Genomic DNA, 19,358 nt, shown 5'->3' with positions numbered 1-19,358 from the left:
AGTCATTAGTCATTAGTCATTAGTCATTAGTCAACAGTCAACAGTTAACTACCTGTATACTGAATCCGATAAATCCGATTATTGGCTTCTTCGGTCACTAATAAACTACCATCTGGTAAGACCAATAATCCTACAGGTCTTCCCCAAGTGCTGGGAATAGTAGAGTCAAGCAAAAATCCTGTGAGAAAGTCTTCATAGTAACCTTGTGGTCTACCTTGGGTATTAAAGGGAACAAAGACAATCTTATAACCTGTACCGCGATCGCGATTCCACGAACCTCGAAAAGCTACAAACGCACCATTGCGATACTTTTGGGGAAACGTCTTGCCATCGTAAAATTGCAACCCTAACGCGGCTGAGTGAGCTTGAAATAATACATCAGGTGTACGAGTCCGTTCTGCTAAATCTGGACGTTTACTTTTGCCGTTGGTTGTTTGTCGTGGGTCAAGGTTACTGGGTTGCAAGTAAGTATAAGGCCAGCCGTAAAATTCTCCTTGACGAATGCGTGTCAAATAATCCGGGACTAAATCATCTCCAATGCCATCTCGTTCATTGACGGTGGTATAAAGTTCTTTGGTGGTGGGGTGAAAATCTAAACCGACTGGGTTACGTAAACCAAAAGCAAAAGTTTTTTGTTCTGAACCATCTAAGTTCATCACCTGTACGGAAGCGCGTGGTAATTCCTCTTCATCAACGTTAGAACGTGACCCTACAGAAACATAGAGTTTTTTTCCATCCGGCGCGGCTACAACATTTCTTGTCCAATGCTGATTGTAACCGCCTCCAGGTAAATCAGCGATTTTTTCGCCACTACCAGTTAATTGCTGTTGTCCTTGGTTGTAAGAAAATTTTAAAACTGCATCAGTATTACCCAAAAAGAAGGAGTTACCCGCGAAAGCCATACCAAAGGGAATATTCAACCCATTAGAAGCACTCGCAAAGGTCTGACGAACATCAGCCACACCATCACCGTCAGTATCACGCAATAGCCGAATGCGGTTTTGTCGAGTTTCTGTCACCAAGACATCACCGCTAGGGGTCAAAGCCAGCCAACGGGGTGCATTTAAACTATCTGCAAAAACATTGACTGTAAATCCTGATGGAACTTTGAGAACCGGCTTTTCTGGAATCTGTACAACTTGTGGCGGTTTAGCCACACTGTCTGTAGCAAAAGGCGCAGGTAAATTTCCCAAATTGATGCGAATAGGTTGGGGTGAAAATGTCTCTGTGACGATAACATTTTTCGCCTGTCGGGAATTTTGGGTTAGCTGCGCCGCAGGAGGAGATGCTGAAGATGTAGAGTTATCAGAAGTTGCACGAGTTTGATTACAGGCTGCTGTGAGTAATAAGCTACTCAGCAGCAAGAAACCGGCGAATTTCATAAGAGTAAAAATAAATACATAGCCTTTTGAATTTAGAATTTAGCTCCAGCTATTGTCACCTTTCAAAAGGTCTATCTTGAGCAGATAACCGGTCAACTTAATACACACTTCAACTAAGGTACTTCCAGAAAATAAATTATCCCATTTCTGCGAGAAGACATCGTGATTTTTCCCCCTGCTCCTCTGCCTACATAGTGATAGTATATTTTTTAAATTGGAAGTCCCTAAGATTTCCACGATCTCAGTCTAGTTATTCGAGGTTGATTCGGCGTAGATAAATTGAGTCGATATTGAGTAGTCGGTACATTAGATCCATTCCCATAACGAACGGTAACAAGAAAGGCAGTTTTGTTGCGTGGATCTCTACTGATTTTATCTACATAACCAGATTGTAGTTGTTGTAAATTTACTGGTTTTGCTTCTCTAAATCCTGGTCGAGAAATACAAACAACGGGAGAACCATCTATATATTGACCTAAATACAACCAATATGTTTTTCCTTGAGTTTGAAATTCAGCCTTGTAACTAAGCGTAAATCTATCAGATTCTTCTAATCGTTGGTTTTGCTTACAGTTACTATTAATGTATATTTCTTGAGCAATTACTGGGGTTTTCACAAATAGACCCAATATTACAATCAAAAAACTCGTTATAATCTTAACTTGATTATTCATAAGATTGAATCATCTAAAATATGAGTATCTATTTTAAAATTATCTTGAGAAAATAAACTTTTTTCAAGATAATTCTTGACATCATAGTTAATATTAAGTGCTGCTTTGAGACAATCTAACAATAGTTTATTGGCATTCCAATAATGCTGTAAATACTGTAAATCTTGCTGGTTAAACTGCCAATCATAACCAATTTGGCGATGAGTCATCATGAGCGATCGCAGTTCTTCTGTCCAGTCTCTTCCATGATTTTTCCACCATGAATTCAATATCTTTCTGTCTTGATGGGAGCGTGGTAACTTATTAGTCACTTCTTGGAGTAAAGTTTGCCAAGATGCTTGATTATTAAGTAAATATTTTAAATCGAGTGCTAACTTTAAAGTTCCTATTCTTTGGGAAAAAATCTCTGCTGTCATTCTTAGACTCACAGCTAAAGCATGAGTTAAGGCTAAATCTATAGCTAAGTCTCCATTTAGACTACTAGCTAACTGACGATCTAAAGATATCGCTAAATCTTGATTACCCGCTAAAGGATGTTCTGGCGGTAAAGAAATCGTAAAATAGAAAGCACGTACACTAGCACAATGGTAAATAGTAGTTACCTGATCTGATTTCTGTTTTAGCCATTGCAGAAAATCATGTAACTTCCGATTTTTATGAGGTAATTCATCAATTTTTGATTTGATCAGTAGCAGTAGATCATCTGCATTATTTAACATTCCTACACTCAACAAAAAGACTTCTCGCCAGCGTGGTTCATATAAATGACAAACTAATTCTTCCAAACCCTTATTGTTGATGTTAGCAACAATGTCTCTAGCAGCAAAATATTCTTGAAAACTCAAATGTGAAAAAGAATAAATGTCTCTAGCTCTTTCAATTAATAGTCCATGCTGAATTTCAATCGCTCTGATTACAGACTTGCTCTCGATTTCTAAAGCATAGGTATCATGAGTAGCATTTGGTAAACTAGCCAGATGAACAGCAATAATTTGCTGTAGTCTAGTCGCGCTAATAAAGTGAATACCTTGACGGAAACTTACACTAGCAATATGGCAGAGCAATTTAATTTTATCTGCTAGAGACAATTGACGATAAACTTGATCCCGTTTAATCCCTCGACTTTCATCCCAGCGAACCAGCAACAAATCTAATGCTTGTTTATAAAGTTGTGAGTGATCAGTGGGGAAATCTTCTCTTGATTGAAAAACCAAGCAAGTGAGATTTAATAATATAGGTGTGGTAGCTAATTCTAGAATTTGAGCATTTTCTGCTAGGAGCAGTTTTTGCATAAACTTGTTTGCCAATACCTGTGCTTGTACTGGTGAATTTTTCGCAAATGCCAAAAACCATCTCTGAGCAAAAGCAGCAATTTGATTTTTATTAAAATCGGCAATCTCTACTTCTGTAAAGCCACGAAATTTCAGGTGGTAAGCAAAACGGCAAGTAATGATAATCTGATTTTTATAGAATTTCTCGATGAAAATCCGAATTTTATTAATAATAATATCTGCATCTTCTCCAATAATCTCATCTAATCCATCTAATAAAATTAGAGCTTTACCTTCATCCAAAACAGTTGTTAATTCAGTATCGGCAACATCAAAATTGACAAAATATTCATATATATAATTAAATAAACTTAATTGGCTATATTCTCTAGTGTCTTCTGTAAAATTTTTTAAGTTAATAAAAATCGGTAAATAATTAGGTTGAAAAAAACCGCGATTGCAAATGAGTGCTAATGATTGTAAAAATGTTGTCTTACCAGAACCAGGTTTACCAAACACCAGCATTTTTGCATATTTCCGAACAGCATCTAATCCAGAAATCCGTGCTTGAGATCCTCGATTGATAGCAAAACCCTTCTTTTCATAAGATTCTGGATTTTGCAAATCATTCATGTTCACCCATCTGTAGCTGCTGATTTCCTCGAAAATATTGACATCAATATATATATCGTTGAGGTTGATGGGTTTGGCAATATCTAAAAGATGTAAAGTCCCACACTGCGCTTGAATTCTTTCATGATGGATAGAGCGCAATTTTTGTACTAAGACATCTATATCTAAGGTAGTCTGATGATGCTCTATGGGGCTATCGCTCTGTGTTTCTGGCTCTGTCTCCTCATCTATGACGATATTTTGGGCAATTTCCGATGTCTCTAAATCCAAAACACAACAGATATCATGGAAGACATGACGATCAATAGGTTTGCCTGTAAAAAACTTCCAAATGGGTTGACGTGTTTCTAAACCTACCTCAGCAGCTAGGTATTCTTGTGTCCATCCTTTGCGCTTAAAAGCTTGTTTAGCCTTTCTGATTCCTTCATCCGATGCTTGGAGCGATCGCTTTGCCATTACCCTTGTTACCAAAATACGCTAATTAATTCCCAGTAAAAATACAACGCATACAACTTATACGTTAAGTTGCACCTAAGCCGAACATGATTGCAAACACTGGTTCTAGATAATAGTATTCGAGTCAGCCAAATCTACATACCCAACTAGCTTAGGGCATTGCTTATACAAGCAATTGCGGCTTGAGCAATGCCGAAGCTTTTATTAAACTGACATTTATTGCTATAGCATATTTTTGAGAAATTTTTCTAAAAATGAAATAAATCTCTTCAGCAACCTTGAGCATAATGGCTCCCATTCTTTTTTAGCAAAAAATTTTACTCTGGCAATACTCTCCTATCATGGCAATGTTCGTTTTTTAGCATCAGCAGAAATCATCTAAACAAAGTTACTTATTTCTTAATTGTGTTCAAATACACTGATTATTAATTTATATCATAGGTGCGAACTCAAAAAAACTACGATATTTTAATCACTAACCACCATTTTACTTTTGCAATCTTCAGTATTATCAGTAGTTTGTTCTACTAGTAGTGCTTTTTGATAATAATGTTCTTCTTCGCGACAAGGTAAAATTACTTCCACTAAGGTGAGTTGATGGGGTTGACTGTGGATTTTGAGTTGACCACCATGTAATTGTGCTAATCGCTTCACAATGGTTAACCCTAATCCTGAGCCTTGTTGCTCATAAAGTTTGCGTTCAAATTGTCGATAAGCTCCTAGTTCTGCAATTTGCGCTACAGTCATTCCTCGACCAAAATCCATAAAAGATAACACCAACATATTATTGATGACTTTACTTTTGACTTGGATTAAAGTGCCGACTGGAGAAAATTTCAAAGCATTATCTATTAACTCTTCGACAATTTTAGAAATTTTCTCTGATGAAATCCTGACACAACAGGGATGCAAGTCTATCTGTAAATCGTCTGCTCTTCCTACTTTCTGGGCTTTTTCAGTGATGAGATTCAACAATGATAGTGAGGGAAATTTTGTAGTTTTACTTTGCAATGCTTGTAATTGCTGCGGATTAGTGGATACAATTTCTAATTCTGCATACAGTAAGAAGTTCTGAATTAATCTCAATAATCGCTCTCCAGAGAAATATATAGATTCTGCCATTTCTCGGACTGAATGTGCATCAAGATAGTCACTTTCATCCATGAGGATTTGTGAAAATCCCAAAATTCCATTCAGGGGTGTTCGCATTTCATGGGGTAAAGATAAAGCAATACTGTTACGTAAATTGTCTAGTTTTTTTTGAGTTTCTTGATGAATAGTATTTTGTTTTGCTAACCTACAAGCGATCGCTGCTAATAACTCTCCTCTGGTAAATGGCTTGATGAGATAGTCATCTGCGCCCATTTCCATTCCCTGACGAAAATCTGTTTTGTCAGATTTAGCTGTTAAAAACATGAAAGGAATCGTTGCTGTCGTGGGATTTTGACGCAATAACTTTAAGACTCCGTATCCATCTAACTCTGGCATAGTGACATCACAAATTATTAAATCTGGCATTTCCACCTGAGTCAATTGCCAGCCAATACGCCCATTTTCTGCGGCCAATAATTTATAGCCTTCACCTGCTAGCAAGTCTAAAATATTATCTCGAACATTGATATCATCTTCAATTACTAAAATTTTGTCCATATTTTTAGCACATATTATTTTTAATTAAAATTTAATTATTAAAAAATGAGTTTTTAAAAGAAGTAAAGATTAGTCACTTTGCTTCTTTTGCTTAAATAGTCTATTTACAAGCAGATTTAATCCATCTGCTATTGATAGTGCAAATTTTATACTGACAAATGTTTTTTATTCGATAAGAATTTTTCAAATTCCATTAATGGTAAAGCTCGGCTAAATAAAAATCCTTGCATAGCATCGCAGGCATTGTCTCGTAAAAAAGCTAATTCTGTTTCTGTCTCTACACCTTCAGCTATCACTTGCATATTCATGTTGTGTGCCATTTCAATTAAAGCCTTAGTAATTGCTGATTTCTGCACATCTTCAGCAACATTATGAATGAAATAACGGTCAATTTTTAAGGTGTTAACGGGGAGATTTTTTAGATAAAACAGAGAAGAATAACCTGTGCCGAAGTCGTCAATAGCAATTCTGACTCCTAGAGATTGCAACTCATTAATAGTAAAAATTGCATTATTCAAATCCTGCATAATCATGCTTTCAGTCAGTTCTATCTCTAAATATTTAGGTTCCAAATTATGCTTTTCTAAAACATTAGTTATACTTTTGATTAAGTCTGGGCGATTAAATTCTATTGCCGATAAGTTGACACTGGTAGTTAAATAGTCAAGGCCTGCATCATGCCAACTTTTAAGTTGTTGGCAAACATTTTCTACTACCCACTGACCGATTGTAATAATTAATCCTGTGGATTCAGCTAAGGGAATGAACTCTGTGGGTGAAACAAAACCCAATTCAGGACTTTGCCAGCGTAATAAACCTTCAGCCGCAATGATTTTACCGGATGTAATATCAACTATAGGTTGATAATGCACCTCAAATTCTTGAAACTTCTTTTGTTTAACTACTTGATGTAAACTCACCGTTACTAGCTGATTCTGTGGAGATGCACTTTGAGTAGAGTTTTGATTACTAAAGTAGCTTTTTAATGTTGCTTGTCTTTCTAGGCGATTCATGACTGCACTGAGCAATTCGGCGCGTGTAAAGGGTTTGGTGAGATAATCATCTGCACCCATGTCCATACCTTGCCGAAAATCAGCTTTAGCTGATTTTGCTGTCAAAAAAATAAAAGGAATTGCTGCTGTTAATGGTTCTTGGCGTAATGCAGTCAGCACTCCGTATCCATCCACTTCTGGCATCATCATGTCGCACAAAATTAAATCGGGAAATTCTGCGATCGCCAAGTTTATACCTATTCTGCCATTTGGAGCCGAGACAGTTTCAAAATCTTCGGCTGCCAGCAAATCTAAAATATTTTCCCGTACTAATTCTTCATCTTCAATGACTAAAATTTTTATCATTATTCCCTCATTTTATACTTGATTATTTAATGATATTTTAACTGTAAATACTGTACCAATTCCTAGTGTACTTTTAACAAAAATTTCACCTTGATGAAGGTCTATACACTTTTTCACAATTGCTAATCCTAATCCCGTTCCCGGAATATTGCCTACATTTTTGGCACGATGAAACGACTCAAATAACTGGGGAATATCTTCTGGAGGGATGCCAATACCTTCGTCTTGAATTTCAAAAATTACTTGCTCATTTTCAGTTTTCAAGATAAATGCGACATGACTATCTTTGTGGGAATATTTGATGGCATTTGATAGTAAGTTATTGAGAACGTGTGCTAATAATTTCTCATCCATGCAACATTCTATAGTTTCCTCATGACTAGTAAAATTAATTTGCTGGCTCTTGAGTTTCAGACGGGTTTGCGTTTCTGCCACTAAGTTACGACAGTAGGCGACTAAATCAAATACTTGGGGTACGAACTCTAGTTTTCCCGCTTCTGCCTTACCAATGATCAAAACATCATCCAACATTTCCGTCATACGCTTCACAGATGTCTGGATACGTTGGAGATGGGTCATTCGTTTGTCGGGAGACAATTTTTGATGATAGTGTTCGAGTAACTCGGAGGAAGACAAAATTATACTCAAAGGTGTGCGAAATTCATGGGAAGTCATGGAGACAAAGCGGGATTTGAGTTCACTCAATTCCTTTTCTTTTTCCAGTGCTATGGTTAATTCTTCTTCTAGTTGTTTGCGGTCTGTAATATCTGCCATGTAGCCCACAAGTTCGACTGGCTTGTGCGTTTCGTCCCAGACGACTTTGCCTTGGTCATATAGCCAACGGTAAGATCCATCTTGATGTAAAAAGCGATATTCTAGCTTATATTGCCCTTTTTCTAAAACATCGACAAGATGATCAAGTACTTTTGGTGTATCTTCAGGATGAATACGACTTAACCAAAAGCTAGAATCTTCATTGAACTGTTTTGCCTCATAGCCCAGGAGAGTTTTGATATTTTCACTGATAAAGAAACTGCCAAAACCACCGGCTGTTCTACAGGCATAAATAACAGCTGGACTCGATGTGAGTAGGTATTGTAGTCTTTGCTGGCTAACTAATAATGCTGTTTGTGCTTGTTGGCGTTCTGTGATGTCTGTTTGAATGCCGATGTAATGAGTGAGTCTGTCATTCTGGTCGTAAACTGGGGAAATATTTAACTCACTCCAGAATAAACTGCCATCTTTACGATAGTTTTGCAGAATGACGGTGCCAGCCTTTCCTGCTTGCATAAGAGTATGAAGTTCTTGGCATCCTGGCTGATTGATCACCGTGCTATGGAATGAGCGGAAATTTTGTCCTATAACTTCCTCAGATGAATAGCCAGTCATTTTCTCGAAGGCAGGATTCACATAGATCATTGGCCCGTTAGCAATACTAGCATCAGCAATAATAATCCCATTGCTGCTGGCTGCGATCGCTCGATCACGCAGTCTTAAACCTTCTTCCACTTGTTGACGCTTAGTAATATCAGTATGAATACATACTGTGCCGAAGATTTTACCTCTAGGATCTTTAATTGCATCAATACGGAGGTCAATTTGCGAGATGTGACCTGTGCGCGATCGCATAGCAACTTCACCCCGCCAAGATTGACCCCGATGAATTGCAGTCAGTATTTTCTGACTATCTTGAGGCTGTTGGGAAATCACCCATACTCCCCCAATTCTTGCTAATTCTTCTAAATTATAGCCGTATAAACCCACAAAGGCAGGGTTAACATAAATACTCCTACCCTGCTCATCTGTAATTACAACAGCGTCGCTGGTACTTTCTATAGCTTTTTGAAAGCGTAATAAAGATTCTTCCGCTAATTTACGTTCTGTAATGTCGCGAGTGACTTTACAAAAACCCTGCAAATTACCCGCCGCATCCCGTAATGGTGTTAAGATGCAATTTGCCCAAAAGTAGGAGCCGTCTTTACGGACGAAAACTCTTTCACACTCACACCTTCCCTGACTAGCGGCTATGTCTAACTGCTGCTGTGGTGAATATTCACCAATTGTTTCTGGTGGGAAAAAGCAAGCAAAATTCTGCCCGACAATTTCGCTAGTTTGATAGCCAGTAATACACTCTGCGCCAGAGTTCCAACTCATGACTCTCCCTTGGGAATCGAGCCGATAAATAGCATAATCTTTAATACTTTCGATTAACAGGCGGAAATACTCTTCACTTTGACGCAGTTTCTTTTCAGCACGTTTGCGGTCTGTGATGTCTGTAGATATACCACATACAGCATAGGGAACACCATTGCTATCTGTTAAAGGAAACTTGATAGAAATGTAGGTGTGTAAGCCATCTTCGTGAGGTACTTCTTCTTCAACTTCAATGGGATTGGCACGAGTCACTACCAAGTGGTTATTAGCTGCAAAATTGTCGGCAATATCAGCATTCCACACCTCATATATGCTTTTACCGATAATTTCTTGTTGAGTAGTCTGAAAGAGTCTTTCATATTGCTGGTTAATGAGCAAAAATCTATTTTGAGTGTCTAGTAAGTAAATGATGGCGGGAGAGTTATCCAAAATCGCCTGGAGTCTTGCTTGTGTTTCCCTTAGTTTGGCCTTGGCCTGTTTACGGGCTGTAATATCTCGATCAATGCCTCGGTAGCCACAAAATTTACCTCCAGAATTAAAGACTGGTACACCACTAGTTTCTAGAACTACTAAATGACCGTCTTTATGCAAGTTAGTATTTTCTAAACACTTAAATGGTTGTTGAGCAGCTGCAATTGGTGCAAAGATACTTAATACTCGTTCAGCTTCTTCAGGTGGCATGAGTTCTAAAGGCGTTTTACCAATCACTTCCTCTGGTTCGTAACCTAAAATATCTCTGACTTTGGGACTGACATAGATATATCGAATGTTTTCATCTACTTCCCACACCCAATCACTGCTAGCCTCAACCAAATTGCGAAATCGCTCTTCACTTTCTTGTAAAGCTACCTCTGTTTGTTTGCGTTTGATGCCAAGGGCAATTTCATAGGCTGTAATTCCCAAAATTTCTAAGGTAGATGAGCTGAGTTGGTGTCGAGAAAACATAGCGATGACTCCTACGGTTTCCTCTTCTACAATCAAGGGATAGCCTGCAAAGGCAACTATTCCCTCTGTTCTAGCCCAATCTTGATCTCTGACTAGGGGGTCTGTCTGCACAGAGTTGCTGATTTGCGGTTGACCTGATTGGGCTATCAGACCAATTTTGAGTTGACCTATGGGGATACGTCCATGCGCCCCATCAATGTGGGTATACATTCCAGAACTAACTTGCAATTCCAGAACATTTTCTGTTTTGTTGAGTATCCAAATGCGGGCAAAGGCAGCCTGGAGATTGTCTACTATTGCTTCTGTGCAGCCACGCATCATCTCATATAAAGTAGAACTCCGAGACAGCACAGTGTCTACTTTGGCTCGAAAATCTGCAAGTTGAATTTTGTGGGACAGAGTTTCTTCAATGTGCTTCTGCTCATCTATATCGGTGTTAGTACCAAACCAGTTGATGATTTCACCTTGTTGATTTTTGAAGGGTACACCACGCGCTAAATGCCAACGATAACTCCTGGAATCAGCAGCCAGTAGCCGAAATTCCTGTTCGTAAATACTACCCGTAGTTAGGGAATGATGCCAAGCGGCTAAACAGGTTACTAAGTCATCAGGATGGACGAATTTTTCCCACCCCCAACCCAATAATTCCTCTAAAGTAGAGCCGAAAAAGTCTAGGGTGCGTTGATTGATGTATTCTAGTGAGCCGTCTGGTTGAGCAATCCAGACTTGTTGAGGGATAGATTCTGCCAAAAACCGAAAACGTTCTTCGCTTTTGGCGAGGGCGATTTGTTCTGCTAGTAGCTGTTCATTTTTTTGTTGGAGAGCGATCGCCCGTTGTGTTAGTTGTACTTCTAGCTCTTGGTTGGTTTTTTGTAAAGTATCCTGCGCTTTTCTTTGATGATCAATCTCCATTGTGACTCCAATCATCCGTGTGGGTTGACCTGCTCTATTTACTAGCACTGTTCCCCTAGCTAATACCCATTTATAGCCGGATGTTTGTCCTAATATTAGTAAGCGATGTTCAATTTCAAAGGAACTGAGATTGGCTATGGCTGATTGATTGGCTAGTTCAACTTTTTCTCGGTCATGGGGATGCACGAGGGAAAGCACTTCATCCCAGCCTACTGTCTCAATTGCCTCTGATTCACTCTCAGTCACAATCGTATTTACAAAGTAGATTTGATTGTTGATGAGATTGCGTTCCCAATAAATTGTTTTATTTGTATTTTTAGGTGACTTTAATTCGATGATGTTGGGACGATTTACGGCGATAGTTGGCTGTTTCCCAAAATGTTTGACTCTGTGGGATTTACACCTGCACCCATGTGTGCGTAATTTGTACTGGGACGATTTTCTCAATTTTAATATTGCGGCTGGCTGCTTAATATCTACTGCTGTTGCCAAAGCTTGCAAAATACTTTCCTGTGATACTGTGCCGAAGAATTCACCTAGTTCATCTACAACTAGCAGGCAACTTGATTGACATTGACTGAGCTTAGAAATAACTGCCTTAATATCTAGTAACTGTATAACTTCAATGGTGATATCTGCTGGTTGCTGCATGACATCAGAGATTTTGGTGGTCGTCAAGTCAATCCCCAATGCCATCAGTTTGACTATATGTTGTGTTGATAACCACCCTATAACCTGCGAATTGGTCAATACGAAGATATCAGAACCGCCCTTAGCCATAAGTGCGATTACTTCTGAGACTAGTGTTTCTGGTTCAACCTGCATGGGTGAACGATTAATAATTGGTTCTAAGCATCTTAACCAGAAAAACTGAGGTAAGGAGGGCATGGATAGTGAATATAGCTATTATCTGAATCTAGTTTTCTAAAGTATAGTCTTTAGGTATCTTATCTATTTTGCGGCTAAATAAATGATAATATCCGGCGTATATATACTGTAAATTTCTGATAAAGAAATACAGTGATTGTGACTCACACATCTACATGAATGAAATTGCTGTGTAGTTGATGGCGTATGGATTTATGATCTGGCGATCGCTAAATGTTATCGCGAAAAATACTTAGATTGACAAGTTCATCAGCATCAGTCGTAACCAGTTCGGCAATAAAATCGCATTTTATTGCCGAACTGGTTTATTTCAACATTACTGATGATCTTTTCTTAACAGTTGTTTGAGATGTAATATCCAACCGCTTTTCGCTGTAACGCAACAATCTTTCTATCGTTGCCAAACGATTTTCCCAAGTTTTACATTGATAAGTATTATGAAGATTTTGCTGGCGCATCCATACTCGAAATTGCGATTGAAAGCGCACCAGCGTCGATTTAGCCACTAGCAATTTACTGGCAGAAGGTGAATTTGCCGCTTGAGTTAAAGCATTTTGTAATACTTCCGCTTGATTATGAAATTCGGAAATACTGTTTTGAGGTATTTGTAATTTTTCTTGATGTAGAACTAAACGCCATTCCCTTTGTAAACTACTATATCGAGTTAAAGCAGATTTTAAAGGCTCACGATGTGGTACAGGCTCATTAATAATCACCCCCAATTTCCCTTGAGTATTCACAAACAGCTTATGTAATTCATTGTTGACATTTTCAGCAGCAAACAGAGCATAGCCACTAACAGGTAAATCCCTCACTAATTGAAGTTGGTCAAATGCGCCCAATGTAGGTAAAGATAACAGGCGAATTCCTGGAATTAACAACGCAGAGCCTAACTGACTGGAGGCTATCCAAGGTTGGGCTAGCTGTTGAAAGCGGACTGTATCCTGGGCATAGGTCATAGGAATAATTAAATCCACATCTCCCCGTCGCGCCCAAACTTCCCAGTTTTGTTGTAACTTCTGAATCCGTTCGGCTTCTGGGAGAGGAAAGACAGCCACCGATAAAATTAAGTTAGTTCGCTTTTGGCGCAACATTTGTGATACTTCTGTCACAAAGCTATCTACTTGTTGAGTCCGAAACGCTGTCCATTGCTGCCACAATTGCGTTTGGGCTGGTGTAATGCTAATGGGGTCTACCCCTGTGAGTTTTTGAAATTGCGTTCTCGCCGCCTGTCCATAGCCATAAGTCCTACCTGCGCTGGGGTCTTGAAATGGGTAACGGATGTAGTCTAGTTGCAAGCCATCGACGTTGTAGCGGGTGACAATCTCCTCGTACAGTTTGAGTAAATACTGCCGCACTTCAGGATTAGCTGGGTCGAAAAAGGGCTTGGTTTGGCCTTGAGGAATTAATCTGCCCTGTTGGTCATAGTTAGCCCAATTAGGATGAGCCGCCAGCACTGGCCCTGGGTAATCAGAATTGATGTTGAGGAGTTCATTATGACGCTGATTTCCTGCCGCAAAAGTCCACACCCAAGCGTGTAACTCCATGCCTCGCTCGTGGGCTAATTTGACTCCCGCCGCTAAAGGGTCCCAATCCCGAACTAATGGGTTTTGCTGTGGTGCGACTTGGCTGGGATAAATGGGATACCCAGCATTGACAACTTCAAAAAAAACAGTGTTGATGCCAGATTGTGCCAAGCGATCAAAAATTTTGCTCAGTCCCTGTTCATTTCCTGCCCGGACGATGGTACCTCGGTCTAACCACACAGCACGAATTTCGGCTGGTGCTAATCTGCGGTCAACGGGAAACTGTTTCCACAAATTATTTCTGGCTAATAACCATTGTTGACGAGCTAGAGCGTAATTTTTATTGGCAATTAAGCGCGGTAGGTTGTTAGCGACTATTCTTGCTTGGGCTAATACTTGCTCTGTATTAGATTGAGGTATGGATGTAGCAGTATTAAATTGTGTATCATCTGCTTTGAGAGCCTGAGTTCCATTAGGTTGGGGAGCATTGGCTAAGGCTGCTAAATGCGCGCTTTCGACTCGACCAATCAGATGTTCTAGTTGTTGTTGTAGGGCTGCGGCTTCGTCGGCGTTGATTGGTTGATTGGAATTAGGCGCAACATCCCAACGGACTCTTTGTTCTAATTGGTCTATAGCTTCATCTTGTCTATTGGGAGCAACGGTATTGACTTTGTTTGTGGTGGTGCTGGTATTGGTAGAGGCTGTCTTGGGTATTGGTGTGGGGCAGTTGGGAGCTGATGTTGCAGTGTTTTGATTACTCTGGGCAGGAGGGATAGAGATATGACGATTTAGTGCAGCTTGCAGCCAAGCTGTGTCCAATTCTGAAGAAGAAGCTACATCTGTTCCCCAACGCCAACCAAACACAGTAGAGTTTTGCGTTGCTACTACTGCGGCTGGCCGGTCTTGCAAACTCCAGACAGCGACAACTTTGCTAATGCCATCATTGGGAAGTAACACACCGCCATGCACTTGCCCAAAAATCCCTTTTTGGTTCAACCAAGTCGGCGGTTGAGTTTTGGGTGGATTGATTTGCTGTTTATCTTGTAAACTAAATCCCCAATAACTACCAAGGATATTTTTGAGTAACTGACGCACTCCAGGGGCTGAGAGACTACCTACAGGGCCGCTAGCAATTATATTTCCGCCTTTGTTGACCCACGCTTCTAGAGCGATCGCTTGCGTAGGTGTGAGGGTTTCAATGTTGGGTAAGAATATCACATTGCGATCGCCCCAATCTGCGGCACTCTTGACACTAGATAAAGGCAGCACACAATACGGTACGCCAATGGTTTGCAAGCGTTTGGTAATTCCTGCCCAATGTTGCGCGTTTTCTTGGCTTTGTACCACACTCAAGACTGGTGCTGCTGCGGCTAACTGTAAAGGCTGGTTTTGGGGCTGTGGAGTTTGAGGGGACAATGTCTCTGTTGCCCTGACCGGCAAAATGTTTAAACAGTGAACTATCACTAAGGCCGGAGCAATCAGCAACTTCATCGATAAGGAACAAGATTTTAAAGCAGATATGGAATCTTTATCTGTAACAAATACAATATTTTTATATCTTCTGCCTATCTGCAAAACTTGAGCCGTCAAAATGAAGAATCGATGATTTTGCAAGCACAATTTTGGATTTTTTTTATTGCCTAAACCCTGATTCTTCACTACTTACCCCTCACAAATTAATTAATCTTTATCCCTTATTTATGAGGCAAAATAGCTATACTTTACCTCCGAAAAATGACTGAGATTTCATCACTCAATATTCACACTATTACTAATGCAGGTCTTGATTAATTCTTCCACTCCCGCCACAGGAAGAATTTTGGTATTTAATTTCTGCTCTACTTCTGCCACAGTCATGTCATCTAAAAATAACAATTCTCCATGTTTAAGCATGACATTAGGTAGCAAAATTCCCTCACCTAAATCTTGCCCTTGTAATTTTAAAACTAAGTCGTGACCTGTAATTAAGCCAGTTACACTAATATTTTGCCCCCAATAATCACTAGATAAAGCCTGCATATTCACTTCTAAACCTACAACGTTATTTAAGCGTTGTAGAATCGGTTTAAAGGCTTTTTCTACCGCATTACCAACCACCCAAGTTAGTTTTCTTTGAGGTGAAATTTTAGCTGGTAATAATTCTGCTGCTGCCATTTCAAATTGCTTAATAAATAGGCGAATTGAACCCACGCCGTTATCGATTTGGGGATACTCTTCATAATCTGATTCACGGGGTAATTCTGCCCCAGCAATCAAAAACCATTCATCAGCTAACCAAGCAACATTAGAACCAAATTTTTGGCGAAATTCTCTAGTGAGTGATTGCACTTGGGCAATTACTTCTTGAGCCTTTTCTGGAGTTACGGGAATGAGTTCGTCTTCTTGGGGACGGAATCTCGTCAAACCTACGGGTACGACTGCCACCGATGCCACAGTAGGCACTTCACCAGTATAAAATGACGCTAAATCCCGTAGGGTTTGTTCCAGGTGTTGACCATCATTTATTCCTGGACAGACGACAACTTGAGCATGAATTTGCAGCCGTCTGCTTTGAAACCAGCGCAATTGTTGTAAAATTTGTCCTGCACGCTGATTTTTCAACAGCCGAATTCTGGTGTCTGGTTCTGTAGCATGGACGGAAACATACAAAGGAGATAGCCGCATCTGCTCGATCCTTTGCCATTCCCTTTCCGGTAAGTTGGTGAGGGTTAAATAAGAACCATACAAAAAGCTTAAACGATAATCGTCGTCTTTAAAGTATAAGCTTGAACGTTTTCCTGGTGGTTGTTGCTCGATAAAACAAAACGGACAACGATTATTGCACTGAATTAATCCATCAAACAGTGCTGTTTCAAACTCTAGCCCCAAGTCTTCGTCGTAATCTTTTTCGATTTCAATATAATGGGTTTTACCAGACGCATCTAAAACTTCTAATTCTAAAAATTCATCTGCACAGAGAAATTTATAATCAATTAAATCACGGGGTTGGGTACCATTGATAGCCGCGATCGCATCCCCCACCTCGAAGCCAATTTCAGCTGCGATGGAATCTGGTAATACCTTAGTAATTTTAGCTGGACGAATAGTGGTCATATGTTATAAGTCAACAGTCCATAGTCAATAGTCCATAGTCAACAGTCTGTAGTCTTAATCACAGGTGACTACTGTAAATACGTGATTAATCGCATCTGTATTTGACTATTTACTTCTTACTGATTATTAATTTACAGTTTTTTAACTTTGAGAAAAAATTTTGGAATCAGAGTTTAATACTTCGTTGCTTTGTGCTTTAAACAAATGAGTAGGGTACGTCAGTATGAATAATCTCTGGGGATAGATAGGCTCTTTTACACTGACATACCCTAAATAGGGAATATTTCTGAAATGAAAGTTTCTCAGCTTAACTAGTGCGCCCCTGCAACCAAGCTTGTAAGTCAGCCACACTAGTAAAATCCAGCCACGCTTCACCCAATTGTGCCAAAACAGGTAATGGTAAACCTGCAATCAACGCACTTGTTTGTTGAGGAAGTTCACCAAATCGCTTTGTTAACTGCCGGTTGATAATATTAGCAGTTGTTTCTCGTCCTTCCTCTCGTCCCTCTTCTCGTCCTTCCTCTAGTCCTTCTTTTCGTCCTTCCTCTAGTCCTTCTTTTCGTCCTTCCTCTAGTCCTTCTTTTCGTCCTTCCTCTAGTCCTTCTTCTTTGATTTCTCGATAAACTCGTGTTTCTTTCAGTGTGATGTCTAACATTGACTCCACCTCCTTTCGACTTAGTTGCTCAAACCGATAAGCGATAATCGTGGTAATTATTTCAATTATCGCATTGCTGACTGGTGCAGCAGTTTCTTGACGAGTTCTAGTTAATAAATACCTGGATTGTGATGGGGCTTGTTCTGGGTCTAATGTAGTTAACACCATCACCGCTACCCACAAAGGTAAAGAACGGATATCTCCCAACTCATCTAAATATATGCGATGTACTTGGTCGCCGTTGAGTAATGTCCGATGGGGACGAGTATCACTTTGTTCAATACTACGGGAAGGATAGATAATTACGGCTTGCCAATCGCTAAATCGGTCACGGTTGCGGTAAAAATAGAGTGAAGACTCTGCAAATACCCTTTCATAAAGTTTTTCGTCTTTTTGGAATTGGACTTCACAAAAATACACAGTCCCAGGAGTTGCATTTTCTGGCGGTAAAAATACCCCATCAATTTCAAATTTAGGTTCTTTGACAGCTACCGAGTCGAATTTATATTTATCTGCATTTTCTGGCGGATTTGTCAATAGTTCAAATAATAAAGTTGGGGATTGTTGGAATATTTTGTAGAAAATCGAATCTCGACGCATGAATCATTGCCGTTGAGGATATCTCGAATGATTGGTAGGCGTAGACTATCTTCAGCACCGCCTACTTTGATCATCCCAGGCAATTGCCTCAATTTGAGCGATATCTATAAATTTCTCTCAATCGCTAAATGCGTACAATCAGCTATTTTTCAAAAATCCGGCACCAATTGCGCTTAAAATCACTACACCAAATATTAAGCGATACCAAATGAATACCCAAGTGCTTTGAGTTTTGAGGAAGCGCAGTAAACCCGCGATCGCAATATAAGAAAAAATAGCCGCCGAAATTACTCCAGCGACTAAGGGAATAATCTCTCCACTCCCTAAACTGGTATCTAAAACATCTTTTAATGAGACTAGCCCTGCTAAGGTAATAGCAGGAATTCCTAGCAAAAAGGAAAATCTAGCGGCGGTTTCCCGTTGTAAGCCCATAAATAACCCCCCAGTGAGGGTAGAACCAGAACGCGATACCCCAGGAACTAAAGCCAAGGCTTGGGCTAAACCCATCAGTAAGCCATCTTGCATCGTCAAGTGTTCAAAATCTCGCTGACGCTGACCGAGTTTTTCTGCCAAGCCTAATAATATTGACATGAAAATTGAAGCAATAGCGATCGCACCTAAACTTCTAATGGGAGAATTATCATAATCGGGGATAAATCGTTTAATTAACAGTCCCAATAAAACTATTGGTAAAGTCCCCAAAATAATACCCAACAATAGGCGTAAATCATAATCATGGTAATCTTTCAAGGCGATCGCTCTAGTTGCTCCCTTGAAAATCCTGAACAAATCACCCCAGAAATACCACAAAACCGCAAATATACTACCTAGCTGAATGACAGCAGTAAAGGCTACCCCAGGATCACCCCAACCCAAAACTACGGGTACTACCTTCAAATGAGCGGTACTACTAATGGGTAAAAACTCCGTCATTCCCTGCACAAAGCCTAAAACAATGGCTTGCCAAATATTCATTGCTTTTACCCCAACTGTTCCCCCATTCCCTGGAGTGCTAAGAACTTGCAGGGGAAAAGCCGCCACCGATAAAGCCGTAGAAACTGCACCTAGCAGCACAAAATACCGACGTTTCAATAAAGTCATGAGTCTACCTGCGATCGCTGTGATTACATAATTAAACAAACAGGTGTCTAAATAACTTGC

10 protein-coding genes are annotated in these 19,358 nt (G+C 39.7%); all 10 read right to left on the bottom strand.

Features of this window, described 5'->3' with window-relative positions; all coding sequences use genetic code 11:
• Positions 1-44: 44 nt before the first annotated feature.
• Positions 45-1,382, bottom strand: coding sequence for a sorbosone dehydrogenase family protein (locus CLI64_RS12705; protein WP_103137572.1), 1,338 nt, complete (start codon positions 1,380-1,382; stop codon positions 45-47).
• A gap of 224 nt (positions 1,383-1,606) precedes the next feature.
• Positions 1,607-1,999, bottom strand: a complete 393-nt coding sequence (locus CLI64_RS12700) for a hypothetical protein (RefSeq protein ID WP_225977574.1) — start codon at positions 1,997-1,999, stop codon at positions 1,607-1,609.
• A gap of 53 nt (positions 2,000-2,052) precedes the next feature.
• A complete protein-coding gene (locus CLI64_RS12695) occupies positions 2,053-4,416 on the bottom strand; it encodes an NACHT domain-containing NTPase (RefSeq protein ID WP_103137570.1) in 2,364 nt (787 codons plus the stop codon).
• 468 nt (positions 4,417-4,884) lie between these two features.
• Positions 4,885-6,066, bottom strand: a complete 1,182-nt coding sequence (locus CLI64_RS12690; RefSeq protein WP_103137569.1) for a response regulator — start codon at positions 6,064-6,066, stop codon at positions 4,885-4,887.
• Positions 6,067-6,212: 146 nt separating this feature from the next.
• Positions 6,213-7,424, bottom strand: a complete 1,212-nt coding sequence (locus CLI64_RS12685; RefSeq protein WP_103137568.1) for an EAL domain-containing response regulator — start codon at positions 7,422-7,424, stop codon at positions 6,213-6,215.
• Between the two features lie 12 nt (positions 7,425-7,436).
• Positions 7,437-12,323 carry a PAS domain S-box protein gene (locus CLI64_RS12680; RefSeq protein ID WP_103137567.1) on the bottom strand — a complete coding sequence of 1,629 codons (4,887 nt, stop codon included), beginning with the start codon at positions 12,321-12,323 and terminating at the stop codon, positions 7,437-7,439.
• A 305-nt stretch (positions 12,324-12,628) separates the two neighbouring features.
• The gene (locus tag CLI64_RS12675; RefSeq protein ID WP_103140698.1) at positions 12,629-15,340 is read right to left on the bottom strand and encodes a glycoside hydrolase family 10 protein; all 2,712 of its coding nucleotides are present in this window, start codon (positions 15,338-15,340) and stop codon (positions 12,629-12,631) included.
• 258 nt (positions 15,341-15,598) lie between these two features.
• Positions 15,599-16,942, bottom strand: a complete 1,344-nt coding sequence (locus CLI64_RS12670; RefSeq protein WP_103137566.1) for a TIGR03279 family radical SAM protein — start codon at positions 16,940-16,942, stop codon at positions 15,599-15,601.
• A gap of 307 nt (positions 16,943-17,249) precedes the next feature.
• The gene (locus CLI64_RS12665) at positions 17,250-18,197 is read right to left on the bottom strand and encodes an Rpn family recombination-promoting nuclease/putative transposase (RefSeq protein WP_103137565.1); all 948 of its coding nucleotides are present in this window, start codon (positions 18,195-18,197) and stop codon (positions 17,250-17,252) included.
• A gap of 138 nt (positions 18,198-18,335) precedes the next feature.
• Complete coding sequence (locus CLI64_RS12660) at positions 18,336-19,298, bottom strand: undecaprenyl-diphosphate phosphatase (RefSeq protein WP_103140697.1); 963 nt, start codon at positions 19,296-19,298, stop codon at positions 18,336-18,338.
• Positions 19,299-19,358: the final 60 nt, after the last annotated feature.

This window comes from Nostoc sp. CENA543, assembly GCF_002896875.1.
In the GTDB taxonomy this organism is placed as follows: Bacteria; Cyanobacteriota; Cyanobacteriia; order Cyanobacteriales; family Nostocaceae; genus Trichormus.
The sequence above is the reverse complement of the archived record's forward strand: the minus strand, read 5'-3'. Positions and strand labels throughout refer to the sequence as shown.